Annotated in this window: 25 protein-coding genes and 2 pseudogenes; all 27 read right to left on the bottom strand. The window is 41.3% G+C overall.

Features of this window, described 5'->3' with window-relative positions:
- Nucleotides 1-66: 66 nt before the first annotated feature.
- The 27 genes and pseudogenes from G434_RS23630 to G434_RS23755 all read right to left on the bottom strand — a co-directional run bounded on the left by G434_RS23630 (nucleotide 67) and on the right by G434_RS23755 (nucleotide 20,301).
- On the bottom strand, nucleotides 67-315 hold the full coding sequence (locus tag G434_RS23630) for a hypothetical protein (RefSeq protein ID WP_001290044.1): 249 nt from the start codon (nucleotides 313-315) through the stop codon (nucleotides 67-69).
- 54 nt (nucleotides 316-369) lie between these two features.
- Nucleotides 370-652: pseudogene (locus G434_RS23635) on the bottom strand (TrbM/KikA/MpfK family conjugal transfer protein).
- Nucleotides 636-1,058, bottom strand: a complete 423-nt coding sequence (locus tag G434_RS23640; protein WP_001328552.1) for a cag pathogenicity island Cag12 family protein — start codon at nucleotides 1,056-1,058, stop codon at nucleotides 636-638. Before G434_RS23640 ends, G434_RS23635 begins: the two are co-directional and overlap by 17 nt.
- An 8-nt stretch (nucleotides 1,059-1,066) precedes the next feature.
- Complete coding sequence (gene taxB, locus G434_RS23645; RefSeq protein ID WP_000847103.1) at nucleotides 1,067-2,929, bottom strand: relaxosome-coupling protein TaxB; 1,863 nt, start codon at nucleotides 2,927-2,929, stop codon at nucleotides 1,067-1,069.
- Complete coding sequence (gene virB11 / locus G434_RS23650; RefSeq protein ID WP_000017224.1) at nucleotides 2,916-3,944, bottom strand: P-type DNA transfer ATPase VirB11; 1,029 nt, start codon at nucleotides 3,942-3,944, stop codon at nucleotides 2,916-2,918. The genes taxB and virB11 overlap by 14 nt, the downstream gene beginning before the upstream one ends.
- Nucleotide 3,945: 1 nt before the next feature.
- Complete coding sequence (gene virB10, locus G434_RS23655) at nucleotides 3,946-5,064, bottom strand: VirB10/TraB/TrbI family type IV secretion system protein (protein ID WP_000131271.1); 1,119 nt, start codon at nucleotides 5,062-5,064, stop codon at nucleotides 3,946-3,948.
- The gene (gene virB9, locus G434_RS23660; protein WP_001299943.1) at nucleotides 5,057-5,965 is read right to left on the bottom strand and encodes a P-type conjugative transfer protein VirB9; all 909 of its coding nucleotides are present in this window, start codon (nucleotides 5,963-5,965) and stop codon (nucleotides 5,057-5,059) included. The genes virB10 and virB9 overlap by 8 nt, the downstream gene beginning before the upstream one ends.
- Nucleotides 5,962-6,648 carry a VirB8 family type IV secretion system protein gene (locus G434_RS23665; protein WP_001290765.1) on the bottom strand — a complete coding sequence of 229 codons (687 nt, stop codon included), beginning with the start codon at nucleotides 6,646-6,648 and terminating at the stop codon, nucleotides 5,962-5,964. The genes virB9 and G434_RS23665 overlap by 4 nt, the downstream gene beginning before the upstream one ends.
- Before the next feature lie 514 nt (nucleotides 6,649-7,162).
- Nucleotides 7,163-8,257, bottom strand: a complete 1,095-nt coding sequence (locus G434_RS23675; RefSeq protein WP_000046889.1) for a TrbL/VirB6 family protein — start codon at nucleotides 8,255-8,257, stop codon at nucleotides 7,163-7,165.
- 11 nt (nucleotides 8,258-8,268) lie between these two features.
- Nucleotides 8,269-8,985 (bottom strand): type IV secretion system protein, encoded by a 717-nt coding sequence (locus G434_RS23680; RefSeq protein WP_000832280.1) that lies wholly within the window; start codon nucleotides 8,983-8,985, stop codon nucleotides 8,269-8,271.
- A gap of 11 nt (nucleotides 8,986-8,996) precedes the next feature.
- Nucleotides 8,997-11,744, bottom strand: a complete 2,748-nt coding sequence (locus tag G434_RS23685; RefSeq protein ID WP_000105985.1) for a VirB4 family type IV secretion/conjugal transfer ATPase — start codon at nucleotides 11,742-11,744, stop codon at nucleotides 8,997-8,999.
- Nucleotides 11,745-11,762: 18 nt separating this feature from the next.
- On the bottom strand, nucleotides 11,763-12,089 hold the full coding sequence (locus G434_RS23690; RefSeq protein WP_000008647.1) for a TrbC/VirB2 family protein: 327 nt from the start codon (nucleotides 12,087-12,089) through the stop codon (nucleotides 11,763-11,765).
- A gap of 13 nt (nucleotides 12,090-12,102) precedes the next feature.
- Complete coding sequence (locus G434_RS26715; RefSeq protein WP_001299949.1) at nucleotides 12,103-12,723, bottom strand: lytic transglycosylase domain-containing protein; 621 nt, start codon at nucleotides 12,721-12,723, stop codon at nucleotides 12,103-12,105.
- Nucleotides 12,724-12,725: 2 nt separating this feature from the next.
- The gene (locus tag G434_RS30195) at nucleotides 12,726-12,902 is read right to left on the bottom strand and encodes a hypothetical protein (RefSeq protein WP_000660496.1); all 177 of its coding nucleotides are present in this window, start codon (nucleotides 12,900-12,902) and stop codon (nucleotides 12,726-12,728) included.
- 176 nt (nucleotides 12,903-13,078) lie between these two features.
- Entirely contained in the window at nucleotides 13,079-13,294 is a 216-nt protein-coding gene (locus G434_RS23700; RefSeq protein WP_000760375.1) for an EexN family lipoprotein, read from the bottom strand.
- Nucleotides 13,291-13,584, bottom strand: coding sequence for a helix-turn-helix transcriptional regulator (locus G434_RS23705; protein ID WP_000134733.1), 294 nt, complete (start codon nucleotides 13,582-13,584; stop codon nucleotides 13,291-13,293). The genes G434_RS23700 and G434_RS23705 overlap by 4 nt, the downstream gene beginning before the upstream one ends.
- A gap of 76 nt (nucleotides 13,585-13,660) precedes the next feature.
- Complete coding sequence (gene taxC, locus G434_RS23710) at nucleotides 13,661-14,890, bottom strand: DNA relaxase/nickase TaxC (RefSeq protein ID WP_000539545.1); 1,230 nt, start codon at nucleotides 14,888-14,890, stop codon at nucleotides 13,661-13,663.
- Nucleotides 14,891-14,893: 3 nt separating this feature from the next.
- A complete protein-coding gene (gene ddp1 / locus G434_RS23715) occupies nucleotides 14,894-15,397 on the bottom strand; it encodes a DNA distortion polypeptide 1 (protein ID WP_000781818.1) in 504 nt (167 codons plus the stop codon).
- 362 nt (nucleotides 15,398-15,759) lie between these two features.
- A pseudogene (locus G434_RS23720) lies at nucleotides 15,760-15,957 on the bottom strand (type II toxin-antitoxin system HicB family antitoxin); the annotation flags it as partial.
- A 250-nt stretch (nucleotides 15,958-16,207) separates the two neighbouring features.
- Nucleotides 16,208-16,573: a hypothetical protein gene (locus tag G434_RS23725; RefSeq protein WP_000854262.1), complete on the bottom strand. Its 366-nt coding sequence runs from the start codon at nucleotides 16,571-16,573 to the stop codon at nucleotides 16,208-16,210.
- 91 nt (nucleotides 16,574-16,664) lie between these two features.
- Nucleotides 16,665-16,964 carry a hypothetical protein gene (locus tag G434_RS28830; RefSeq protein ID WP_000650313.1) on the bottom strand — a complete coding sequence of 100 codons (300 nt, stop codon included), beginning with the start codon at nucleotides 16,962-16,964 and terminating at the stop codon, nucleotides 16,665-16,667.
- A gap of 391 nt (nucleotides 16,965-17,355) precedes the next feature.
- Nucleotides 17,356-17,583 carry a helix-turn-helix domain-containing protein gene (locus tag G434_RS23730; RefSeq protein ID WP_000801440.1) on the bottom strand — a complete coding sequence of 76 codons (228 nt, stop codon included), beginning with the start codon at nucleotides 17,581-17,583 and terminating at the stop codon, nucleotides 17,356-17,358.
- A complete protein-coding gene (locus G434_RS23735) occupies nucleotides 17,570-17,821 on the bottom strand; it encodes a hypothetical protein (RefSeq protein WP_001230708.1) in 252 nt (83 codons plus the stop codon). The genes G434_RS23730 and G434_RS23735 overlap by 14 nt, the downstream gene beginning before the upstream one ends.
- Nucleotides 17,818-18,360 (bottom strand): hypothetical protein, encoded by a 543-nt coding sequence (locus tag G434_RS23740; protein ID WP_001083908.1) that lies wholly within the window; start codon nucleotides 18,358-18,360, stop codon nucleotides 17,818-17,820. The genes G434_RS23735 and G434_RS23740 overlap by 4 nt, the downstream gene beginning before the upstream one ends.
- A 104-nt stretch (nucleotides 18,361-18,464) precedes the next feature.
- Nucleotides 18,465-18,980 (bottom strand): J domain-containing protein, encoded by a 516-nt coding sequence (locus tag G434_RS23745; protein ID WP_001025396.1) that lies wholly within the window; start codon nucleotides 18,978-18,980, stop codon nucleotides 18,465-18,467.
- A 638-nt stretch (nucleotides 18,981-19,618) separates the two neighbouring features.
- Entirely contained in the window at nucleotides 19,619-19,969 is a 351-nt protein-coding gene (locus G434_RS23750; protein ID WP_000127483.1) for a helix-turn-helix domain-containing transcriptional regulator, read from the bottom strand.
- A complete protein-coding gene (locus G434_RS23755; protein ID WP_001147119.1) occupies nucleotides 19,966-20,301 on the bottom strand; it encodes a type II toxin-antitoxin system RelE/ParE family toxin in 336 nt (111 codons plus the stop codon). The genes G434_RS23750 and G434_RS23755 overlap by 4 nt, the downstream gene beginning before the upstream one ends.
- Nucleotides 20,302-21,435: the final 1,134 nt, after the last annotated feature.

The raw sequence follows: 21,435 nt of genomic DNA, 5'->3' as shown, positions 1-21,435 counted from the left end.
TAACGCCCTTCGGTTGTTCAACCCCGCAAATCCCAGATTAAAATCTGGAATCTGCGGCGTTTACCTTTATCCCTGTTCAGAAGGATTCTGGATAAATTTTATTTCATCGATTTCCTCAATTGAAATACGCTCTGGTATTGTTCTAAAACACCACTTGAGTGGTGTTTCTTTCCCCTTCTCCACGCTACCCAACACAATTCTGGTCGGGCAATTCTGATTAACAGCTTCCAGCAAACGGTTTAACTCATCATCAGAATAAATTTCTTTAATATTGTTAAAGTCGGATTCCAGAGTTACAAATCGGATTTCGCTCATAATTTTTCTCCTGTATGTCCACTGATACCCGTTGGCGCGGGTATCAGGTTTTAATCAGCCCTTAACGCGTCCGAACTTACTCATAATTTTTGAGATAGCAGCCGGATCAGCCGTTGAACACTGATTCAGAAATGCTTTACGGGCATCAAATGTTTTACTCCAGCGAATGCTTCCTTTTTTCTTTTTCAGAATATTAAAAAAATCCTTTTCAGCACTTCTGCACTCACTTTCCATATAAGCAAAGTACCGAAGCGCAAGGATCAGATGCATTAGCATTTGTTGATATTAATCCTAACGCCAGCAAGGCAGGTAAAACCACTCTATTTTTTCCAGTCATTTTTCACCTCGTTTTGTGCTTTAATGAAAACTATTTTTCCCTGTTCAGGTAAAAAACTTTTCTCGTTTCGCCACTCCACGACTGCTGTTGCCCCTTCCATCTTCAACAGATCTCTGATTCGAAACCACAGCCCAGCATCATGTGTTGTCACTACAATCCTGTCCGCATGAGCCAGAGCGTAATAAAACGTCGGCGTTCTGGCCTGTACTCCGGATAAGGAAGTGATCTCATAAACCCATCCTTTACCGCTAACGTCTGACTTTATGACACCGTGAAAATCGGGGACATATGGCAATGAGGGATTGATCACTTCATTTGCCTTTTCAAACTGCACGGGTGTTGGCTCTGGCGGTGATGAACAACCAGCAAGGATAGAAATCAATAAAAACACTAACTTCTTCATCATGTTCTCCTTTATGCCGCTTTATCGAGATCAGGAACTTCTTTTACTGCCAGATACCCTTTTGCGACGATTTCATTTTCAAATACTTTCTGTGGAGGCATAACCAACTTTCCTTTCTTCCTGGGGAAAATGTTTGCAAGTTCCGGAGCAACCTTCACAAAATCACCAAAGAAATACTCATGGAGATAGTAGAATGCCTTTTCACAACGAATCGGGTTTTCTCCCTTCATTGCCAGGATTTCTTCACTAAATTTCAGTGTAAGTAGTTCATTTGTTGTTACCAGTGGACGCTCAATAAGGCTTTCTGATTCAGATCTCGATGTTCCTCCACGACTACGACTTTTGCTTTTCGAACCGATAGTTACTGTTCGTGTTCCCATCGCTTCTGATAACTCCCGCGCATCTTTAACATCAGAAGCGGAATAAACGATTTTACAGGGTGCACTTGCCAGTAATGTTTTACTGCCTGCATAACTGTAGATTTCCTCAAGCTGAGAGCCGACCTGGTAAACAATCAACAATTTCAGCTTGTAACCAGCAATGAGTCCAGATTTACTCTTGATGTAATCTACAGCACCAATTGACGGGAATTCATCCAGTAGAAAAAGGCAGTCATGTTTTATTTCCGGATCATCCGTTGGCATCTTTTCAAGATTCACCTGTATAGCAAGCTGAAAGAAAATATTTGTTATTTTTTCAGCCAACCTGGCATTATCACCAGAAATACAGAAATAAATTGTCATCCGCTTTTTCCGCACCTGCCGCAAATCAAAATCATTTCCATCAGTAGCATTTGCCACATTGGGGTTAGCAAACGGTGATAATCCATTAAGAAAGTTGCTTTTGAGTTGTGCTTTTGTTTTATCCTCCATCTCAATGAATGCCTTAAGGCCAGCGACACCAATATCAGCAAGCGTTTTGTCTTTCCCCCTTAATTCTGAACGAATATCATTCATGAATGAAAGAAGATGTTCGGGTTCTGCACGCTCAAAAAGCTGATTAATTTTAGACATTGAGAAGACAGGCTCAATATCAAGCGTTTTTAGTCCAGCCTTATCATTCTTAATCATAAACCATAAAGCGACAGCATAAGATTTAAAAACACCCCCCGCCGTCTTATTAAGATAGCTACCAGCATCCGCACCATCTGTCTTATAGGGGTAAATAATCAACGCAAGATTTTCAAGCTGATTAAAACCTTCACTCGTTCCCATGCTGACATAATACAAAGGGTTAAAGCGGTGCGTTACCGGACTAAAGGGATCAAATTTATAAACCTCATGACCTAAAATCACCTTCCTGATAAGACTGGTGATATTAAAACACTCCCTTTTTGGATCGAGAATAATAACACTCCACCAGTACTTCATAAGATTAGTGATGACTATACCTGCACCTTTACCAGCCCTTGTTCCGGCTCCCATCGCACTGAATGCTGCTCCCACATAGCGTATGATTTTCTTGTCTTTTATACCAACGATAATCCCGTCTTTTTCGTCACCGTCAAGCGTGAAACTGTTAGACTCACGAATATCATTAGTTGTCGCAAATCGCGCATCACCAAAAATATTATCTTTCTTCTCGTTCAGTTTTATCAACGCCGCAACAGGGATAATAAGAGACACGACAAATCCTGCTCCAAGTGCAACAAAGGCTAAAACTCTGATATCCGTAGTCACAACAGATAAAGTAAGGCTGTCTGTAAAAATATCCATCCTGTACGCATCAATGGATCTGAACACAGCCTTCAATGGTTTCAGATTCTTTATCTGGCTGAAGTAAAGCACAAAGAAAATAAATGAACCTGCAAACCATGCCGCAACAAGCATAACAGCGAATATAAAAACAGATTGCGACTTATTAAAAGTTTTCACATTCAGCCCCTTTGTAATAGATGTCGCTCATATGCCTGACAACACCATCCCTGCCTACATGAACAACAATATCAATACTGTCCATAATGATTTTACGAAGAACATCAAAAGGAAGATTTTGACATTCTCTGTTCTGATAACATTTTGTCACCATCTGAATGATGGCATCTTTTGCCGAGGCCGCGTGAATGGACGTCATGCTTCCACTGTGACCAGAACCAGCAACTTTCACAAAATCCCAGGCATCGCCACCTTTAATTTCCGCCAGTAAAATTCTGTCAGGTTTCATTCTCAAACAGGATTTGATTAATTTCGCTGCTGTTATGATAGAGCCGGAATCACTGCCGGATTCCGAAGGGTAAAAAAGATGCACATAATTTTTATGAATAAAAAATTTGATTTCCTCCGCATCTTCAATCGTAATCAGCCGCGTATTCAATGGTATGAAATCGATGAGACTCTTCATATAGGTTGTTTTACCGGAACCCGTTGCTCCGGCAAATACAATGGTTTTCCCTGCTGCTACGGCAAGCTCCATAAAAGCAGCGATATTTCTCGCTCTGAATAAATCAAGAAGCTCATCATCGTATGTCCTGTGTTTTTTTCCTGACTGGACATAATCATAAAAACCGTTCGCCACATATTCTTTATGCGTTATCTGCCGTGTCGATGGTTTACGTATAGTGATTGAAATAGTATTTCTCTCACATGCAGGAGGAAAAACGACCTGTACACGTTCTCCTGATTCCAGTGTTGCTGAAAGTAATGGCTTGGTATCGCCGATTTCATCTCCCCGAAATGATGCCAGCGTCTGAGAAAAACGTTTACAAAAATCAAAGGTCACACCGTCATTATTATGGAATGTCCAGTCACCATTAATTTCCGTCCAGATTTCACCAGGACGGTTGACAGCAATTTCTGTTAGCCCTTCAATATCAAGAAAAGACTGGAATACTTGATTTTTATAAAAATCGAGCGATTTATTGCTAATGCTGACAGGAATAACGCCACTCATACTATTTTACCTTTAACTCATAGATATCAGAAAAATCAATGTCTTCCCCGACCATAATAGTGATTATGTCACCTTGGTTTTTATACATTGTTGGAGGAATATTTATCGAATTCTCAAGTGCAACTTTAGCCATTTCAGCCATTGCCTGTCGTGAGTTTTCGGTATAATCCACATTACGATCTTTACCAGGTGCATTATCCGCCGCCGCCGCCGCTACATCCTGAACCATACTGAGCATAAGAGAACCACCAAAACGCTCCCAGAAGTGAGAATCGATCCATCCATCAATGCCTGCTTCCCCCAGGGGACCAGCCGCTGCTGTATTTACCATATCGATTCGTTTATTATCAGGCGTCCGCAACTGCTCCCACATAACGAACATTCTGCCCTGTCCATGATTCAGCGTTCCGGTCTGGTAACGACCAAAAGCCTTAGTTCCCTGTTCCAGTAATTTTGTGTGGTGATTAGCACTCCATACATCTTCTGTAAAAACACAACTGATACGACCTGCAACATCAGAAACAAAGCGTGTGGTTAAAGCACACGGTATAAGCCTGTTTTCCTCAATATAGAGATCAGGATCGAGATTAATCGCAGTCACTTTCATTCCTGATTTACCAGGCACATTTTCTTTTGATTCTTTCCTTTCTTCCTGTGGCTCTGATGTCTGCGATGTCCTGCTGCTGCCACTCGCGCCAGTCTGACTCCCTCCCTGACCAGCAACAGGTATTGACAAATATTTCCTGAACCCCTCCTGTGGCACTTCTTTATGACCGTCAGAAACAGTATTACCAGAACCAGTAGCGCCTGGATTGATAATTGCTTTGTTCTCAACAGGGTCAAAATTCTGACCAAGACCAGTACGGATTTTACTTACCTGAGAAATGCTGGTATCGCCTGTTGATTCTGATGCTTTCTGCTGGTCATCTGCAAAATAATTTTTATATGTTTTCAGCGCAAAAATACCAATAACTAATACAGCCATCAGACCAAACAGAAAGCCAGAACGCATACGATTATTTTTGTTCCTGATATCACCGATATCATGAACGGGTTTACTTTCCAGCTTTGACTGATTCGCATCATCAACTAAATCATCTGTTTTTTTCATATCAGTCATTATTCACCTCAACACGTTCTACCGCAGGAGAAGATGTATTCCTCTGGTCGGTTAATACTTTTCCGAAAGATTTATTCACAACACCAACAACGCTGTTTCCATAGCGTAAAACAAATTTGTCATTAACGTTGTGGATAACCATGATTTTATACTTGCCTTTTGTTTCCACATTAAAAGCAAGTGTCTGTTCCTGACCATCTCTTACAGCAAATGGAGCTGGGAATACTTTCCCTGAGTTAAAACCTAAAAAGGTAAATATGCCATTATCATAAGCAAAATCAGGGGCGATACGACGACTGTCATATTTTTCATTGACTCGCATGAAATAATCCCAGTTTTTAGGCGCATCGGCTTTTTCAAAACTTTCAGAAATCAGTTTCTTCTGTCTGAGTTTTTCCTGTTTTTCTTTTGCCAGCCTTACTTCTTCTGCATTCTTTTTCGCTATTTCTGATGGATAGCGGAATTGTACAACATAAGCAGGTTGCGCTTGTTTTTCTTCTGACAGAAGGATTAGATCAAGACTGTAAATCCGCTTTGTTGTTCTGACAAAAAGATTCGTGTCCCATTCCTTTTCTGTTGGCTGGAAAACCTTTTTCAGTTTTTCGCCTTCATCGCCTTCCTGTTCCTGAACAACGGGACGCGGATTGATGTAAACAACATTATCATCGGTTGTGATTTCCCATCCGGCAGGAAAACCAGCCTTTGCACTGATAACAGCCTCACCTTCATCAAAAACAACTGATGTGAGAAATCCTGTCTTTGACCGGATAACGGTCGTATTCGCACCGTTATAACTCACAGTCTGCATCCTTGCATCAAATCCAGAAGGTAACGGAGTCGCTGCTGAATACACAAGCCCAGGAAGCAATAAACATGTAGCAATAAATAATTTCTTCATCATTCCCCCCTGACTTCCCGATCTGTCTGGTAACTGGTTACCGTAAAACCGAGAGGATTAAGCTCACGACTGGAACTTTTAACCGACTTTTCTGGTTCAAAACGATATGTCACACGAGCCGTCCAGTATGAAACTGAAACCTGTCCGGTCGTGAAGTTTCTCGTCGTTTTTTTAAAACGCACAGAGGCCAGTTTATCTGGCGCGGTTGCGTCAGAAATAATATTGGAGATGACCTCAACCGCAACGTAAGAACCGTTATTATGATAAATTTTATCAGGAGCCATATCGCTGTTATACAGACGAAGATAATCGTCCTTTACTGTATTCGAGCTATATAGCTGTACAGTCTCATAATCATACTGAAGAGACGGATAATTATAACCTTCACGTAAAGTAATATACGTGTTTACAAAATACCGCCCAAGCGCTTCAGATTGCAGGATCTTTTCCTGTTTAACCTGAGTAATCAGTTCTGTACGGCCTGTTTTTTCGCCAACAGCCACAATAGCAAGCTCTTTTTCTTTTAATGGCACAAGAACACAAATTGCAGCCCCAAGACATAAGGACAGTAATGATGCTGCCACTGCAACACGCCATGCATTTTTCTTAGACCGTTCATTTTCTGCATAGAGTTGTCTTTCGAAGGATTTAGCTGTCTCAATCTTCTTTTCGATTTTTTCACTCATAACTGATTACCTGGCTGTGGTTAATGGGTTCCAGTTCGCCGGAAACATCAGAAGGAAGGGTATTCCTTGTGGTACATCCGGAAATCTGAAACAGGAAAAACAAAAGAATCACACATCGCATAAATTCACCTTATTAAGCGTTCACGAACACCTTTAAGAGATAAAGGCCAAGATGAAGAAAAAGAATCCCACCAATAAGAAGCAAAAAGCGAAGATCCATACCCTTTCTCCATTTCCCCGCAAGCCCTAAACCAAGTCTTATTCCTGCGAAGCAGGTAAACACTCCTAAAAGAAGGATTAGGACAAAATAAAGTATCATGACAAAATAATGAAGCATGTCACAACCAGCTCTGACTGATTCCACCTAAGACCTTAAATAAGGTAATTCCCGTGATTAAAATAATAAGCTGGGTTATTAGCTTTCTCTTCCTGCTCCATCCGGAGGTGATATGTTTATCAACAAACGTCAGTATCCAGTTCAGGGACATCACATAAAAAAAACGTTTCATTATATTCATGCGGCATTCCTCGCTCGTGCTTTTTCCAGGGATGCAAGTCTTCTCGCCTTCATCCCCAAAGCACCTGTCGGAGCCAGCGCCTGATATCCCTTTTCACCCGCCCATTCAGCGGCTGTTCGCGCACCACGCCCCATCAGATTCCCTGCTTTCCCAGATAAAGAATTCATGCCCGTTCTTCCGGCCATCCCTAAGCCAAAACCTAAACCAGCACGACCGCCAAGCATCAGAGACTTACCAGTAGCCATACCAGCAGCACCCAGCCCCATCATGGCTGCGCCCTGAACAGCACCTTCAACACCTGCACCTGCTAACTGGACAGCAAAACCTTTAGCTATAAGAACCAATAAAGCCCCCAAAAACCCAGCCATAAAGCCCATAGCACCTGTAGATACAAGATTTACATTTCCTGTTTGTGCAGCACGAATAGCATGGGAAAGGATCATCCCTTGAAAATCCATTGCTATCCGAATCACTAAACTGGCAAATAGAACTGTCAGAATACTGGAGAATAACGATTGTAACCAATTATTAAACATGCTCCGAATAAAACCAAACATAAGACAAAAGATAAATATCGGTGCTGTAATAATCAGGAGTTTCATCGTTACATCTGCTGTTAAAAAAACAACCACACTAACAGCCATTAAAATAAGCGAGCCAGTCCATATTAAAAACTGTCCAACTACACCTTGATCTTTAACATATGTTGATTTATCTAAAGAGTATATTTCCGCGCCAAGATTTTGCGTACTTTTCCATAAGTTATCTAAAGTTTGCCAGACACTCACCCCTCCAGAAAAACCATCTTTCATGCCTTGCAACGCATCAGTGGCCGCAGTTAAATACCCATCCGCATTAGTTATAAACATGATTATGATTGCAAATTTTGATAGATCCCATACTAAATCCTGCAAGGGCGTCTGAGTTTTACTGGCAAGTATTTGATATCCTTTCCATAGTACATATAACGTAACCGATACCGTCGCTAACGACATAATATCATTAGCAAATTGTGTTTGATAACTGGAGCTGATTTTATCTACCGAATCCATAACGGTAGAATTATATTTAACGAAAAACCCCTGAGCCATATATCCACCTTTTAATCAAAAGTTAATGGTTCAGCTTCTTTCTGCTGTTTAATAAAGGCCTCTTGTTCTTGTGTGATCAACATCTCATGATCTGCTTTATTTTTATTATTCCAGACATCATACTGCATTTTTATCGCCTGCATTTTTAACGACTGCGCCTGTAATGCGTTAGCCAAATCCTGGGATTCTTTGATATCCTTTGAAGCCTCAATTCGGCTACTTAAACTCTGAATCTGAGACATTGCATTTGATAACTGCTTATTGATCTCATTTCCCTGTTCAATACTGGCAGCCGTTGACACAATCCGTGCTTTACAGAGATTATCATTACGTTCATAGCCCGTATTACACATATCGAAGGCTCCATACTTGCTGAACAGATTTTTAGCCTGGCTGCTCAATGCACCTTCGGGATTACTGGTAAAATCAGAAATATAACTGTTCCCCTGCTTATAAATATTTGTCAGTTCTGATTGTAGATTACTTAGTTCATTTGTGAATGCCGCAATATTCCTTATACCTGTTGCCGTGGCTAACTGGTCTTTATATGCCTGAATCTGACTCTGATAATGTTGCGCAGTTTCGGACCATTGTTTGAGTCGTTCTGTCCATCTTGCGGCTTCAACAGCCCATTCCGGACTGGCATCAATAGCAACCGGAATTCCTGCGCTACTATAAAATGAAGCCGTCAATAATGATATCAGCATAAATGTTTTTACACGCTTCATAAATTCACCTGTCAGATTGCCCGTTCGAGATATTCAGGAACCCAGTCATCAGGCTCCATTCCTTCATGATAAATACTTTCAAAAATTTCCAGATTATCTGCACTAGCAGACAATATTTTCAGATATCCACCAAGTCCCGATAAATCAAGTGTCGCAAGTGCTGAAAATGATTTACCATCCCCCTTTTTAAGACTGCTTTTTTTAATCAGGAACTGTCTCGACATTGGATCAAGATTTTTAACAATATTAAATTCTTCTGGTGTCAGCTTAAGCCCTTCCACATAATCATTGTAATCGGCATCAGGGTTAGCCAGATAAATACTGGTGCTGCATACTTCAACCACAGCCCGTGAAATCTTATTCTTCAGTATTTCATCCGGAGACTGAGTTGCCGGAATAACCAGCCCGTTCAGCTTACGAATTGTTTTCAGCTTGTTATAGACAAAGTCGCTGAATGCTTCATCCTGTAGCCATTTCCAGAACTCATCCAGGAAGATAACAAGACGCCGACCGTCAAGAAGCTGCGTAATGCGATACAGCAGATAGAAAGTAATTGGTGCACATACCATCGGATCATCAAGAAACTCGGTGCCATCAATGCCAAAATTATTGACATGCTGAATATTGAATGTGTCTTTAGCATTATCAAAAACCCAGCCATGAGCCTGACCATTAGCCCATTGGGACAACCGAAGGATAATCCCGTTCTCCTGCTCATCCCGATCATCTCTCTGCATAAGATGCTCAAGCATTCTGGTAATGCCATATTCCCGCATTTCGCCAGGAGGAAAATCCATCACAGCATCAACACTTTCGCTAATAAGCAATCTTTCTCTTGTCGATAATCTTTCACCATTTCTGGTACACAGAATCTCCATCAGTTGCTTGACAAAAATACGGTTACGTTTTGTTGCCTCCAGAGCAAAAGGATTCCATCCTGTCGGCTCACCGCTTTTTACGGTGTAATATTCCCCACCAAGCATTCGGATACATAATTCAGCCCCTCTGTCCTTATCAAGAAAGACACACGTTAACTTCTTATTTTTTGCAGAATCAGCAAAAGTTTCGGGGTTATTGTATTTCTGTAATGAACAGGCAAGATATGACAGAAACATTGTCTTACCTGAACCCGCCGTTCCTATAACTTTAGTATTAGCAAGATTCTTTTCACCTGTTTCATCTTTAAACAGTACTGAGTTATGTAAATTCAGATAATACGCCTGTTTGCTTGGTGTTTTGAGAATAGCAACCGCTTCTGTCCAGCAGTTTTTATCGCGTTTCCCCTGGTAGAAATTATGGAATGATGCCAGTTCGACAAAATTTACATTCGATACCGGAGATAAACGTGGCCTTAAATGAAAAACCGCCGGAAGCTGGGCAAAATATGCCGCTGGCAATGACATGGTTGACAATGCCGGAATAATGCCCAGGTCAGTAAAGTCTGCCGTAATTTTACTTACAGATTCGTCAAGCTCCCTGATACTGTCCGCCATTACCATTAGCGTGAAATGGTAGTAACCAAAGGATATATCACCGGACACAATATCATTTTTTGCCTTTTCCAGTTCCTGCAATTGAGTAACCGCATCATCTTCTGTACTCTTTAACTGTTTTTCCGCACGTTTAATGGTACTCAATGCTTCTGATTTGCTCATGGATGTATATGAATGCGTAATAATATAGTCAGCATCAGAATACTGGAGCACATCAAAAACACCGGATGCAGTCTCACTACAGAAATCTTTAATTTCAATAGAACGAAAGAATTTATTTCCATCAATGCGGCATATCTGTCCGGTATCATGGTTAAAAAACACATCCACTCCACCAAGAACGTTATACACCGGAGAATCAGTTACTCTGATTTTTTGCAACTTCCCTGTCAGAAGATAATTATAGAATGACAGTTGAGAAGAAAATACCTTTCCGTTCTCCTCATACATACCAAGAAGTTTACAGGTAAATTTATCAAGAGCGCCAGAGAATGTATTAATCATTTCATTCATTCTCTTCACATGAATGTTAATATCATCTTTCTTTTCTTTAATACTTTTTTTGCGTTTTTCCAGTTTTTCTACACGCCCGTCTGGTCTGTAGATCAGCGTAAAGTAAAGAGTGTTCCCCTTGAATTTATTTTTCTTCATCGAACCATAATAACAATCTGATATTATATCAGCATATTTATTACCTGATTTTGTGGTAAAGGCATCATAAAAACTCGCCCTGCATGAATGGTTATAAAATGAAACGGGCAGTCCGGAAAATGAACGAACAAGAGTGGCAACCTGTGAGTCAATAGTTTCTAACATCTCCGCAGAGATTGACTCAAAGTTAATCCCCATCAGTTGCCATGTCGCTACATAATCACCGTTTTTTGTTTTGACGATGTTTTTATCAACGTGGCTTGAATATGGGATATATTTACCAGTAGTGATTCGCTCATTCAGTTTCATGGCATTAACAAACTCATCAATTTCAACAGCTTCATATTGTCCGGAGAGGAACGCTCGTGCGCCAAAAAAACGATTACACACTGAGTTTCCGAGCATTTTCAGCTTAAGAAAGTAAAGGTTAAAAATGTGGTCGTCCTGTTTAGTTATCATTCTGAGAACAAAAACCGCGACAGGAATAGCCAGCCAGATCAGCTTGCTGATATAAACCCCCGCCAGAAATAACGCCCCTGCAACCACAGTAAGAGGGACGACAGGAACACCCACATACATAGCAGGGCGTGTCATCGCTTTATAAAGTGTAGACATACTATCGTCCCCGCTTTATTAGTTAACCATCATTGATGCAACTTCAGCCGCACTGGCGATAACAATTGCCCCGATGATGATAGGTGAGCATTCACGAATCGTGCTTCCACCAAACAGAACCTTGTAGCCGACCCACAGACAGGCAATAGTCACCGTGACCAGTGAAAGACCACTAAGCCCTGTTTTAACCTTTTCCAGCAGCGTTTCCGCTTTTGAAAATCCATCCGCAAAGGCCGGTGATGCAACTGTTGCCCCGGCGACTGCCATAACTACCTTATTTTTACGCTGCATTACAGCAGTGACAGATGAACTGATACGATTACATACTGATTTCTTAAATGACATTTTATAAGTCCTGTTAATTAATAACTTTTGTTGGATGTGAGTTATCAACAAAAGCAGATTTCAGAATGGTTTCGGGCCAGATAACTGACGCATTGTGTGAACGATTTTTTCGCTGTTCTCCCCCGTTGCTTCTTGTACCTGGTACAACATATTTTTTTTCGTTCCCTGTATAACCAATTCGCTCAACATAACTTGTATTATTAAATTCTTTTTCTTTTCGCTTACCGTTACTAAAATTTCCTGTATAGTAACAACTAAGCGCATTCTCCAGGCTCCTCCCTCGTTTATAACAATCCACGATAATCTTTTCGAAAACAGACAAGTTTTCACACGGATCAAGGAGTTTTTCTGCGGACGTGGAATAAAAAGAAAAATTACTGTTGGTAATCTGCATCAATCCGACAGAATAACGTCTTTTTCTGTTTTCAATTTCTCTGATAACTGTAAGAGCTTCCTCCTTACTTTTGGGCATATGACTGATAACACTTTTGCCATAGCTACCGCGTTCCCTTTCAGGAATAATTTCAGCCACAGCATAAGGATTGAAGCCACTCTCGACCCGTGCAATATCATTTATCGTATCCGGATGAACTGACGCCGCACACAGCAACAATGCTGGGAATAAAGACGCCATAGCTAACGCTCCATATATCCATCAATACGCATACTCTGCATTAATAAGTAAATAATTTGCTTCCTCTTACTAAGCAAAGATGTTTTCGTTTTCTCTTCGATAAATGCATTCAACCTTGGATCGAGTTTTATTGTGACATAAACCCCTTTTTCCGATGACTTATCTGGTTTCTCCTTCATTTAATCAATCCACTATAAGTGTGTTTTGGATTTGTTTTAGATGCGAACATGATTCGCAAAATAACAATGCTCAACAATACGATCAAATACCATTGACAAAATGGTCATGTTATGATTCGTGTGATCATGCAAAAAAAAGCGCCCATATGGGCGCTTTAGTATGATTTAAACATTAGTTAATCGAATGTAGGGACTGGAGCATCCTTCTGAGACTGAATAAACAATGCTTGTTTAACATTCTTACAGTTCTGAGAATCAGAGCCAGACTTCTCACACTCTGCCTGCTTTTGTTTAGCTTCCGTAAGATGCTGCCCCCACCAATCCACACTTTTTACTTCTTCACTACAACCAACAACGAAGAACGGCAAAGCAAAAAGCAGATATTTTTTCATAAATTCCCCCTCTCACTGATCCTGGAAAGACTTGACACGAGAAGGGCATTAGTCCGAATGAGTACCAGTGTTCTGATCCCTGCCAACGAGACACCTCCCAGTTCAGCTCTTACAGAATCAAGATATTTTCTGACAGTTGAAGGCTTTAGTCCTTTGAAATCAGCAATTTCATTCAGGGTATAGCCATAAGCGTACATCAGAATAATGTCTTTTTGTTGCTCACTCAAATGTTCTTCATCACTAAAAATTTGATGAAGTGCAGAAATGCAGATAGCATCATGCTCAGTCATGATAACCTCCCTCGTAGGTTGTTGTGATTAGCAGGTGAGCAAAGTAGCCGCTTTGTTCACCTGCGCCGAAATCAAATTAAAATCCCAGGCCTTTCCAGTTCCTCTCTTGCTGTATTCTTAGTTTTTTATGTTCTTCTGAATCCTTTGTAAACCCGTGTTCAAGAGCAAACCCGATATTGTGACCTTGCTCATGTTTTCTGGATAGCTGCTTTTTAACGTCGCTCTCTTCCGGCTGCCTGGTTTCACGCTCATGAACCTGACGTTCTCTGTTCCGCTCAAGGGCAATATTTTCAATCTGCCAGTTATTGCGATGCGTTTCCCTGTAGCCTGCAACAGTTCCATCATCATTAAACATCGGGCTACGTACAAGCGTAGGAGCCAGTTTTTTAACTTTGATAAGCGTTCCTGGCTGGAGCTTTTCAGACTCGAAATGATTTTTCAGGTCTTTACCCCAAATCGTAACCTGCTTTCCACCTTTTAAAGTTTCATAAGTGAGGAAAGGTGTTCGTTTTTCCCCTGCCTTATTCTGATATGAAGTCTCCCCAAAATCCACAACCTTGTAAACATTCCGGAGTCTTTTCGGATTTTCAGCCTGTAATCGCTCAATCTCCCGTTTACGTTCGGGATCTTTTTTCCATGTAGCGGTAACATCATATCCCATACCTTTCAGTTTTCTATGAAAACCGTTTCTGAACTTCCTGGTTTCAGACTTAGTAAGTCTTAATCTCCTTCCTGTTTCTTCATCACGAAGTTTAATATTAACATGTACATGAGGATGATCTTCTTTATCATCATGGTATACGGCAACGAAAGCATGGTTTGGATAAGTCTCTTTAAGAAATTCTATCGTAGCTTTCAGAGCGTCTTCCCTGCTTACTCCAGCTTCTGGTGGTGGTGAAAAGACCATGTTTTTCACATGATCGATGTTTTCTCCACGATATGTTCTGGAGTAATCATTTCCTTTAGATAAAGTTGAAGTAAACTCCCTGTTAAAGTCTTCTCCTTTCCCTGTTTGCTCGGAACCTTTTCCATCATAACAGTAAGCCTCAAGTTCACCATTACGGGTAATGTAATCAATACCGTTTTTGATACCTGCGGCAGTTTTCCCTGAACCTGTGATTTTAAAAGTGACTTCTTTTGTTGGCGTCCAGGTATATGCTTTCTTGTCTGTGCCATGTCTGACTTTATGATTAAAAGCCGATTTACTGGCATGTATATGTCTTCCCGATAACTTAGGAGATTTCGGATCACGCCCAGTCCCTTTAGCGCGTTTAATACGGTATTCCTGTTCTACATACACACCCATAAATCACCCAAATCTGTTAACAACACTCTTGGTTAACGTTTCAAGTTTTGAATCAATTTGCTTACATAGTTCAATCACTTCAACAACGTCTTTTCTGAAATCAGGATCGTTAACCGTGCAAAATCTTTCACCTTTTATGATAAAATGAATGTTGCGACCAACACGATCTACAGCAGTTGATAATTTTTTAAGTTCCTTAACTTCATCAGGGTAAAGACAGACTTCATTCTTTAACAAAGACTGACGCACACGAATAGCAATTTCTCTGCTCATGCTCATGCCGTGAAGGGCTGCATTACGTTTAACAAGTTCTATTTCATGAGGGTATAAACAGGTTTTAACAGCCTTTGATGATTCATTGCTGACGGGTATATTTGATGGTTGAACATCAACATTAAGTACATTATGCCTGGCAAATGTATTGATGCTGGTAAACCCACTTGATATAGCGTTATGCTCTGCAAGTTTTAACTCATCATCACTAAGTCTGAACGCTATCATCTTCATAACTCACCCCAACAGAGCCTGCGGCAGGCACAGGCAAAAACATCGTTTTTGGACAATCATGGATAAAATGTTAACATTTTGACCATGATTGTCTATCCTGCATTGATTGTACCATATGTGGCACTGTGCCTGGCTATAAAATCGTCGCTGCATATGCCCAGATTTCGTTGCTGAAAGGTTCTTTCGTCTTCGACCATCTGGCAAACGTATAGCTGATAGATCTGTGAAAGAAAAAACAGGCCTGGCAGGGCTGGGAATTGTTACGGCTGAAGCCGTAACGCTTTTTAAGTCCTCGCTGCGCTGCGGGGCTTCCGGCGCAAAGCGCCTCCCATGCCCTTACAGGGCATAAAAAACAAGGGTAATTAAGCCCCTGCGCGATGATTGCTGACTTCTTTTTCCAGAGCCTTATTAACAAAGGCATTCAACGATAAGTCTTCTTCCATCGCCATTTCTGCTACCCGACGATGCAGTTCTGGATCAAGCCTGACGTTAAACACGCCTTTAAACGGGGTATCAGGTTCCTTTCCATCCTCCACACAAGACTGTAAATACAGATCTACACATAGCATTTTTGTCAAAAAATACAAAGGGGCAGAAAGCCCCTTTTTTTATTTAAAACATTTCATACCCTTGCAGGTAGTTTAACCACCACCGGAATTGATCCCATTCACTAAATTTCATTGCCGGAATTCTGGTTTCCCAGCCTTTGACAAGGGAATCAGCAAGCTGTACGATCTGCCGCGTTGACATTTAAAAACCTCATTCAGTTTTGATTGTCGATAACGTGATCAGGTTGGTGGAACAACCTGATCACACCTTGAATAGCCAGTCATTACCCTCCTTCTTTTCTATAGTTACTGTGTATCCGTAAAGGGTCAAAATGCGATAAGCATCCAACGCCTCACGCTCACTTTTAAATGTTCTGACTTCGTGTAATCCATTACCTTTATCAAGGGATACACAAAACTCATAATCTTCTTCTACTTCTATCTTTTTAATTAATTTATCAAGTTCGGCTAATGTTCGTTTTGGCTCAAAAAGAAATGTGCATTGTACAATGGCATTTAAATCTTCCCGATCAAGCTCTAACAGAGCATCATTATAAGCAGCTTTAAAACAGCGATTATTACGCAGATCAGATGCAAACTGCATTGCGGCTTGTTTTAACGTTTTCATGAATTTCCCTTGCATTGATGTTAATAGACAATTTCAGAATCAATATTGAAATTTCCAGAAAATGCAGGGTTCCCCCCTGCATTTATAATGCTTAACGAAGGCACTCAATAAAATCTTTAAAACTCAAGCATTCATCGCCATCTTTTAACGAATCAAAATATTTTTCATATTCGTCCCTGTAGAAAAGGACTAAATCAACATCACTCTGCTTAAGTTCGCCAAACTGAGGAACAATTCCGGTTTTATAGTCACGAATTTTATTGTTATCAGTAAATAGGACAACATACTGTTGTCCCGTATCCTTATGCATAAGGATAATAGTGCAAAGCGTTACTCGTTCGAATGTGAAAACATGATTAGTGGTTGAAGTAAAAACAGATGAGCATTTCATTTTAAATCTCCTGCCCTGCTGGGCTATTGTGAGAGGGGCCATTCCCCTTTCGATGAAATAATAATACGACTTTCAAGTCGTATTTGCAAGTGTTCTCCCGTTTTTTTACTCGATAAGTGATTGTTATCACGTTTTTAATCCGCGTAAGCGGATGGAAGGGGCGAACGAAAATACCAGGGCAGCACAGGCCATCCCTTCACCCTGCAAAGCCCAACTGACCAGCAGGCCATGATTATGCTGATTTGCGCCGCAGAATGCCGCAGTTAGCGCTCGCGCCAGCGAGTTTACGCCGTCCAGGGTTCCCCTGGACGGGGCGCTGTACTGCGCGTGTGAGCGTCAGCGAGCTACGGGCGCAACTCCAGGTACTAATATAAAACCATCACAGGTCATTTTATTTTGACTCCCTTTTGCAGAGCACGTATTCAGGATGTTCTCCTGCAAGTAACAAAAGAAACTCAAACTCAACCAGTGACAGACTTTGACTGTTTTGAGTATTAACTTCCTCTTTTTTCTGCCAGGTTCTTAGCCCAACACCATAAATATGACTGCATTCCTTTTGTGTTAATCCTGCTTTTAAACGTAATTTTTTTACATTTTCAGGTGTATTATCGGGTTTCATTTAACATAAACTCCTTAATTAAATTCTTAACTGGCGTCTCATCGTCTTTCCTTAATCCGGCACACGTAAAATCAATATGTTGTAATTCATTCTCATTCAGTACGGCATCATACAATGTGATTTTCGTAGTTTTGTTCCCGATTTTAACATTTGTTCTGGCTTTTATCCTTTTTGTAAGCCTGTAATTGTCACCTTCTTTTTCAAGAAAATAAGTCACATCACCTTTATTTTTTCTCATAACTGTTTCAAATACCCTGTAATTTTAACAAGTTGATCTATACTCAAGCCCCGAATCTGTAAATCATAACTGTCGCCCTGTTCGGTGACTTTACCGTTCAATCCGTTTTCAGCTTTAAAGCCTGTCAATGCCCCATACCAGCTTTCAAGCTGGACAAGTTGCGATAACATACCTTTCAGGATCATAATTTCGTCCTTTTTTTCCACCTGGTGTTTCTCATACTCAATCGCCTGTAACACCTCCTGCGAAGCATTTACCAGAATTTTTCGCTCGATATCGGCTGCAATATCAACGGGATTCCGTTTTCTGGATAACGTGCAAACATGATGCGGACTACGCCAGGAGCGACTATCCACACTCCCCACAACAGAAAACCGGTCTTTTTCCATCCGAATATGCACAGAGTAATTTTTAAACTGCGGTGACGTCAGTTTTATACGAGACGAACAATCATCAAGTTTGTTCACGCGCCAGCCGTTCCCCAGGATACGGCAGACAACTTCAAAGACAGGGTGATATTGTTCAAAAAAAGAGTTCATCTGTTTCCCTTTTTGCTACGTGGCTCCTGTTCCCGTCTTTTTGGGTTCGATGCCCCAAAAGACGGGCTGGCTATAATATCGGGGGCTTCTCGCCCCCGTTCTGGTTAGACTCTGGTTTCCACGCGTTGCCACCCTGTCGCCCTGCGCTGTCCGGTTGTACCGTATTTTGCGCGGATTTCTTCTATCGTGTGTTCTTCACGATTCCAGTAACTTTTATGTTCGTCTGGACGATAAAACCATTGTTTTTTCTTTGCCGCCCATTTACACCCGATTTCTTTTAAAGTTTCCTTATGTGTAATAGTTTCTCCACTAATCCAGACCCAGTTACCTATCACTTCAAATACCAGACCAGATAAACCAGAAAGAACGTTTAATACTTTTTCCAGGTCATCACCGTAATTATATCGAGCATGTTCATCAGTACTCTGGAACTGATTTATTTTATCAATATTTGCCATCAATACATCAAAAGCTGCATTTACCGCTTTCATCAGTTCAGCCCCTAACGGGTTACGATCTGGATGATATTTTAAGGCGGCTTTTCTGTATGCTGCTTTGATATCTTTTTCAGTTAATTCGCCGGATAATCCAAAAACGTTTAATGCTTCCTGGATATTCATTTTTTAAATCTCCTGCCCTGCTGGGCTATTGTGAGAGGGGCCATTCCCCTTTCGATGAAATAATAATACGACCTTTAAGTCGTATTTGCAAGTATTCTCCCGTTTTTTTTACTCGATAAGTGATTGTTATCACGTTTTTTAATCCGCGTAAGCGGATGGAAGGGGCGAACGAAAATACCATGGCAGCACAGGAGCCACATCGCCCCGAAGCGCGGCGCAGCCGCTGACGAACGTACCAGGATGCACAGGGCCATCCCTTCACCCTGCAAAGCCTAACTGACCAGCAGGCCATGATTATGCTGATTTGCGCCGCAGAATGCCGCAGTTAGCGCGAGCGCAAGCGAGTTTACGCCGTCCTGGTGCGTCGCAACAGGACGGGGCGCTGTACTGCGCGTGTGAGCATCAGCGAACTACGGGCGCAACGCGCCAGAATCTGCTCTATGTTAATGCTAATGTATGCATACATTAGCATTAACACACGCATCCACATCGCCTTTAAATGTGTATTAATACACACCATTAAACTATTGCCAGTACGCAATTGTACGATTTGCCGATTAAATACCGGTGAACGTCGGGCGGGATAACTGCGGTTTTGATGGCATGGAAATTCCCCCGCTTAGGGGGAACTGGAGAGATTAGTGGCTGGATTTACTGAGAGTGAACTGTAATCCGGCTACCGATGTAAGTTGTGCAAGCGTTGTGATGGTCGGGTTACCGTTGGGGGATAATGCGCGGTAAATACTCTGACGGGCAAGGCCAGATTTCCTGGCAGCTTCGGAAATCCCCCCTCGCGCCTCGATTACCTGACGTAGCGCAACAAGAAAACCACCTAAACCACCAGGCTCGTTTATTTCTTCCAGGGCATTAGCAAGATAAGCGTTTGCATAATCAGGATCTGCGCGCAATTCTTCAATCATGGCGGCATTGTGATCAACGGATGCCGAATAATCATTTTTCTGCGACTTCACATTTTTGGTTGCTGTCATTTTTTTGACCTCTTTTTAAAATCTTGCAGATAACTAACGGCTTTATCTAAATCGGCTGTCTGAGTTTTTTTATTCCCTCCAATGAGCAGAAGAATTATTTCGCCATCTTCGATTGAATAATAAACCCTGTAACCAGGACCGTAATCAACCCGTAATTCCCATACACCGTCCCTTTCGAATTTATGATCTCCAAAATTTCCGCCCATAGCGCGGGCAATTCTGGAATCCACCTTTAACGCTGCGGTCTGGTCTTTACGTCTTAATTTTTTCATCCAGTCGGTGTACGGAACCTCACCGTTTTCTGTCTGATATCGTTTCGCCGTGTAAGGCATCTTGCCGCCCTCATTCCCTTAACCTGTGTACATTGTCTCTTATAAGTGACAACAGATCAAGAAAAATGTCTCTTTAAAGTGAGAAATCCTAGCTTTCTGGAAGGTTCTGTAACGCATTCTGAGCATTTTTTCCGTTTCATTGTACTTAGCCCTAGTCTTAACAGCGTTTAACGCCTCTCAACGCTTTTTAGCAGCCTTGTTGCTGTGATCTGTAGTCATGATCCGGATAGTAGTTAAATCTTGATCAAAATTTCTTCAAGGCAACGTGTGTTTTGTGAATACCCCCTAAAACGCGCTGTATCGCGTTTTAAGCGATTTTTTTCATTTCGCATGGTTTTCCTCATGGTTGTATCGAACGAAGCGGCAGAGAGCGATTCAGGGCTTCTCTGTGACACTTTGGGGAGGGGCATTGCTGGATCTGTTGATTTATGTATCGTTGAAATGAAGTGGTCACATAAATCAATTGGCAAAAGAATATATCATGTTGATATTAAAGGTATTTTATTGAAACATGAGAAGATCCTCGGTTAGCAAAATGAGGATCATAATTAAAAGAACTCTTTCAATAAAATCAGCTAGTTATATTAAACCGCCCTCGGAATGAAATATTCAGGTTGTGACTAAACATGAGAACTTTCTCGGTCTTCACAGGATCAGATTCTGATGAACAGAAAGCCTCTGTAAGCGTTTTTCGCGCCTCCCATGCCCTAAGGGGTATTTAAACCCGTTTCGTGCGCCTGAGACGCTTCTGAACGTGTTTTATAGGCTATCAAGCGACTCATCACCGAAGGAACAACAACAGAATTACCAGCGATATGTGAGAAATGACTCCGCTCGCCGCAGTCGAACGACCGAGCGGAGCGAGTTAGTGAGCGAGGAAGCGGAATGTCTTCGATGCAGCATATGAATCCGTACGCTCTGGTCTGACCTCATCTTGTGATTTTGCTGATTCCAACTCAAAAAATTCACAATGCGCTCTATTCTTTTTTTCTAATTTCTTTTTTCTAAAAGATAGATCACTCCTATGTTACATATAATATTTCCTTTTTCATGGTCGTTTTTTCTTTTGTTTTTCAATTGATTGCAATGCTAACTAGGGACAGATTTATGGTTAAAAGGGGACAGATTTATGGT

It is taken from the genome of Escherichia sp. KTE172 (assembly GCF_000408845.1).
In the GTDB taxonomy this organism is placed as follows: domain Bacteria; phylum Pseudomonadota; class Gammaproteobacteria; order Enterobacterales; family Enterobacteriaceae; genus Escherichia; species Escherichia coli.
The sequence above is the reverse complement of the archived record's forward strand: the minus strand, read 5'-3'. Positions and strand labels throughout refer to the sequence as shown.

Excerpts from the sequence above, each read along its gene's own strand:
- taxC (WP_000539545.1), bottom strand. The coding sequence starts at position 14,890 with ATGGGTGTGTATGTAGAACAGGAATACCGTATTAAACGCGCTAAAGGG.
- G434_RS23750 (WP_000127483.1), bottom strand. The coding sequence starts at position 19,969 with ATGACAGCAACCAAAAATGTGAAGTCGCAGAAAAATGATTATTCGGCA.
- G434_RS23735 (WP_001230708.1), bottom strand. The coding sequence starts at position 17,821 with ATGAGAAAAAATAAAGGTGATGTGACTTATTTTCTTGAAAAAGAAGGT.
- G434_RS23665 (WP_001290765.1), bottom strand. The coding sequence starts at position 6,648 with ATGAGTGAAAAAATCGAAAAGAAGATTGAGACAGCTAAATCCTTCGAA.
- virB11 (WP_000017224.1), bottom strand. The coding sequence starts at position 3,944 with ATGAGTGGCGTTATTCCTGTCAGCATTAGCAATAAATCGCTCGATTTT.
- G434_RS28830 (WP_000650313.1), bottom strand. The coding sequence starts at position 16,964 with ATGAAATGCTCATCTGTTTTTACTTCAACCACTAATCATGTTTTCACA.
- G434_RS23680 (WP_000832280.1), bottom strand. The coding sequence starts at position 8,985 with ATGAAGCGTGTAAAAACATTTATGCTGATATCATTATTGACGGCTTCA.
- G434_RS30195 (WP_000660496.1), bottom strand. The coding sequence starts at position 12,902 with ATGAAGGAGAAACCAGATAAGTCATCGGAAAAAGGGGTTTATGTCACA.
- G434_RS23745 (WP_001025396.1), bottom strand. The coding sequence starts at position 18,980 with ATGAATATCCAGGAAGCATTAAACGTTTTTGGATTATCCGGCGAATTA.
- G434_RS23685 (WP_000105985.1), bottom strand. The coding sequence starts at position 11,744 with ATGTCTACACTTTATAAAGCGATGACACGCCCTGCTATGTATGTGGGT.
- ddp1 (WP_000781818.1), bottom strand. The coding sequence starts at position 15,397 with ATGAAGATGATAGCGTTCAGACTTAGTGATGATGAGTTAAAACTTGCA.
- G434_RS23640 (WP_001328552.1), bottom strand. The coding sequence starts at position 1,058 with ATGATGAAGAAGTTAGTGTTTTTATTGATTTCTATCCTTGCTGGTTGT.
- G434_RS23755 (WP_001147119.1), bottom strand. The coding sequence starts at position 20,301 with ATGCCTTACACGGCGAAACGATATCAGACAGAAAACGGTGAGGTTCCG.
- G434_RS23730 (WP_000801440.1), bottom strand. The coding sequence starts at position 17,583 with ATGAAACCCGATAATACACCTGAAAATGTAAAAAAATTACGTTTAAAA.
- G434_RS23690 (WP_000008647.1), bottom strand. The coding sequence starts at position 12,089 with ATGTCATTTAAGAAATCAGTATGTAATCGTATCAGTTCATCTGTCACT.
- virB10 (WP_000131271.1), bottom strand. The coding sequence starts at position 5,064 with ATGACTGATATGAAAAAAACAGATGATTTAGTTGATGATGCGAATCAG.
- virB9 (WP_001299943.1), bottom strand. The coding sequence starts at position 5,965 with ATGATGAAGAAATTATTTATTGCTACATGTTTATTGCTTCCTGGGCTT.
- G434_RS23740 (WP_001083908.1), bottom strand. The coding sequence starts at position 18,360 with ATGAACTCTTTTTTTGAACAATATCACCCTGTCTTTGAAGTTGTCTGC.
- G434_RS23630 (WP_001290044.1), bottom strand. The coding sequence starts at position 315 with ATGAGCGAAATCCGATTTGTAACTCTGGAATCCGACTTTAACAATATT.
- G434_RS23725 (WP_000854262.1), bottom strand. The coding sequence starts at position 16,573 with ATGAAAACGTTAAAACAAGCCGCAATGCAGTTTGCATCTGATCTGCGT.
- G434_RS23700 (WP_000760375.1), bottom strand. The coding sequence starts at position 13,294 with ATGAAAAAATATCTGCTTTTTGCTTTGCCGTTCTTCGTTGTTGGTTGT.
- G434_RS23675 (WP_000046889.1), bottom strand. The coding sequence starts at position 8,257 with ATGGCTCAGGGGTTTTTCGTTAAATATAATTCTACCGTTATGGATTCG.
- G434_RS26715 (WP_001299949.1), bottom strand. The coding sequence starts at position 12,723 with ATGGCGTCTTTATTCCCAGCATTGTTGCTGTGTGCGGCGTCAGTTCAT.
- G434_RS23705 (WP_000134733.1), bottom strand. The coding sequence starts at position 13,584 with ATGACTGAGCATGATGCTATCTGCATTTCTGCACTTCATCAAATTTTT.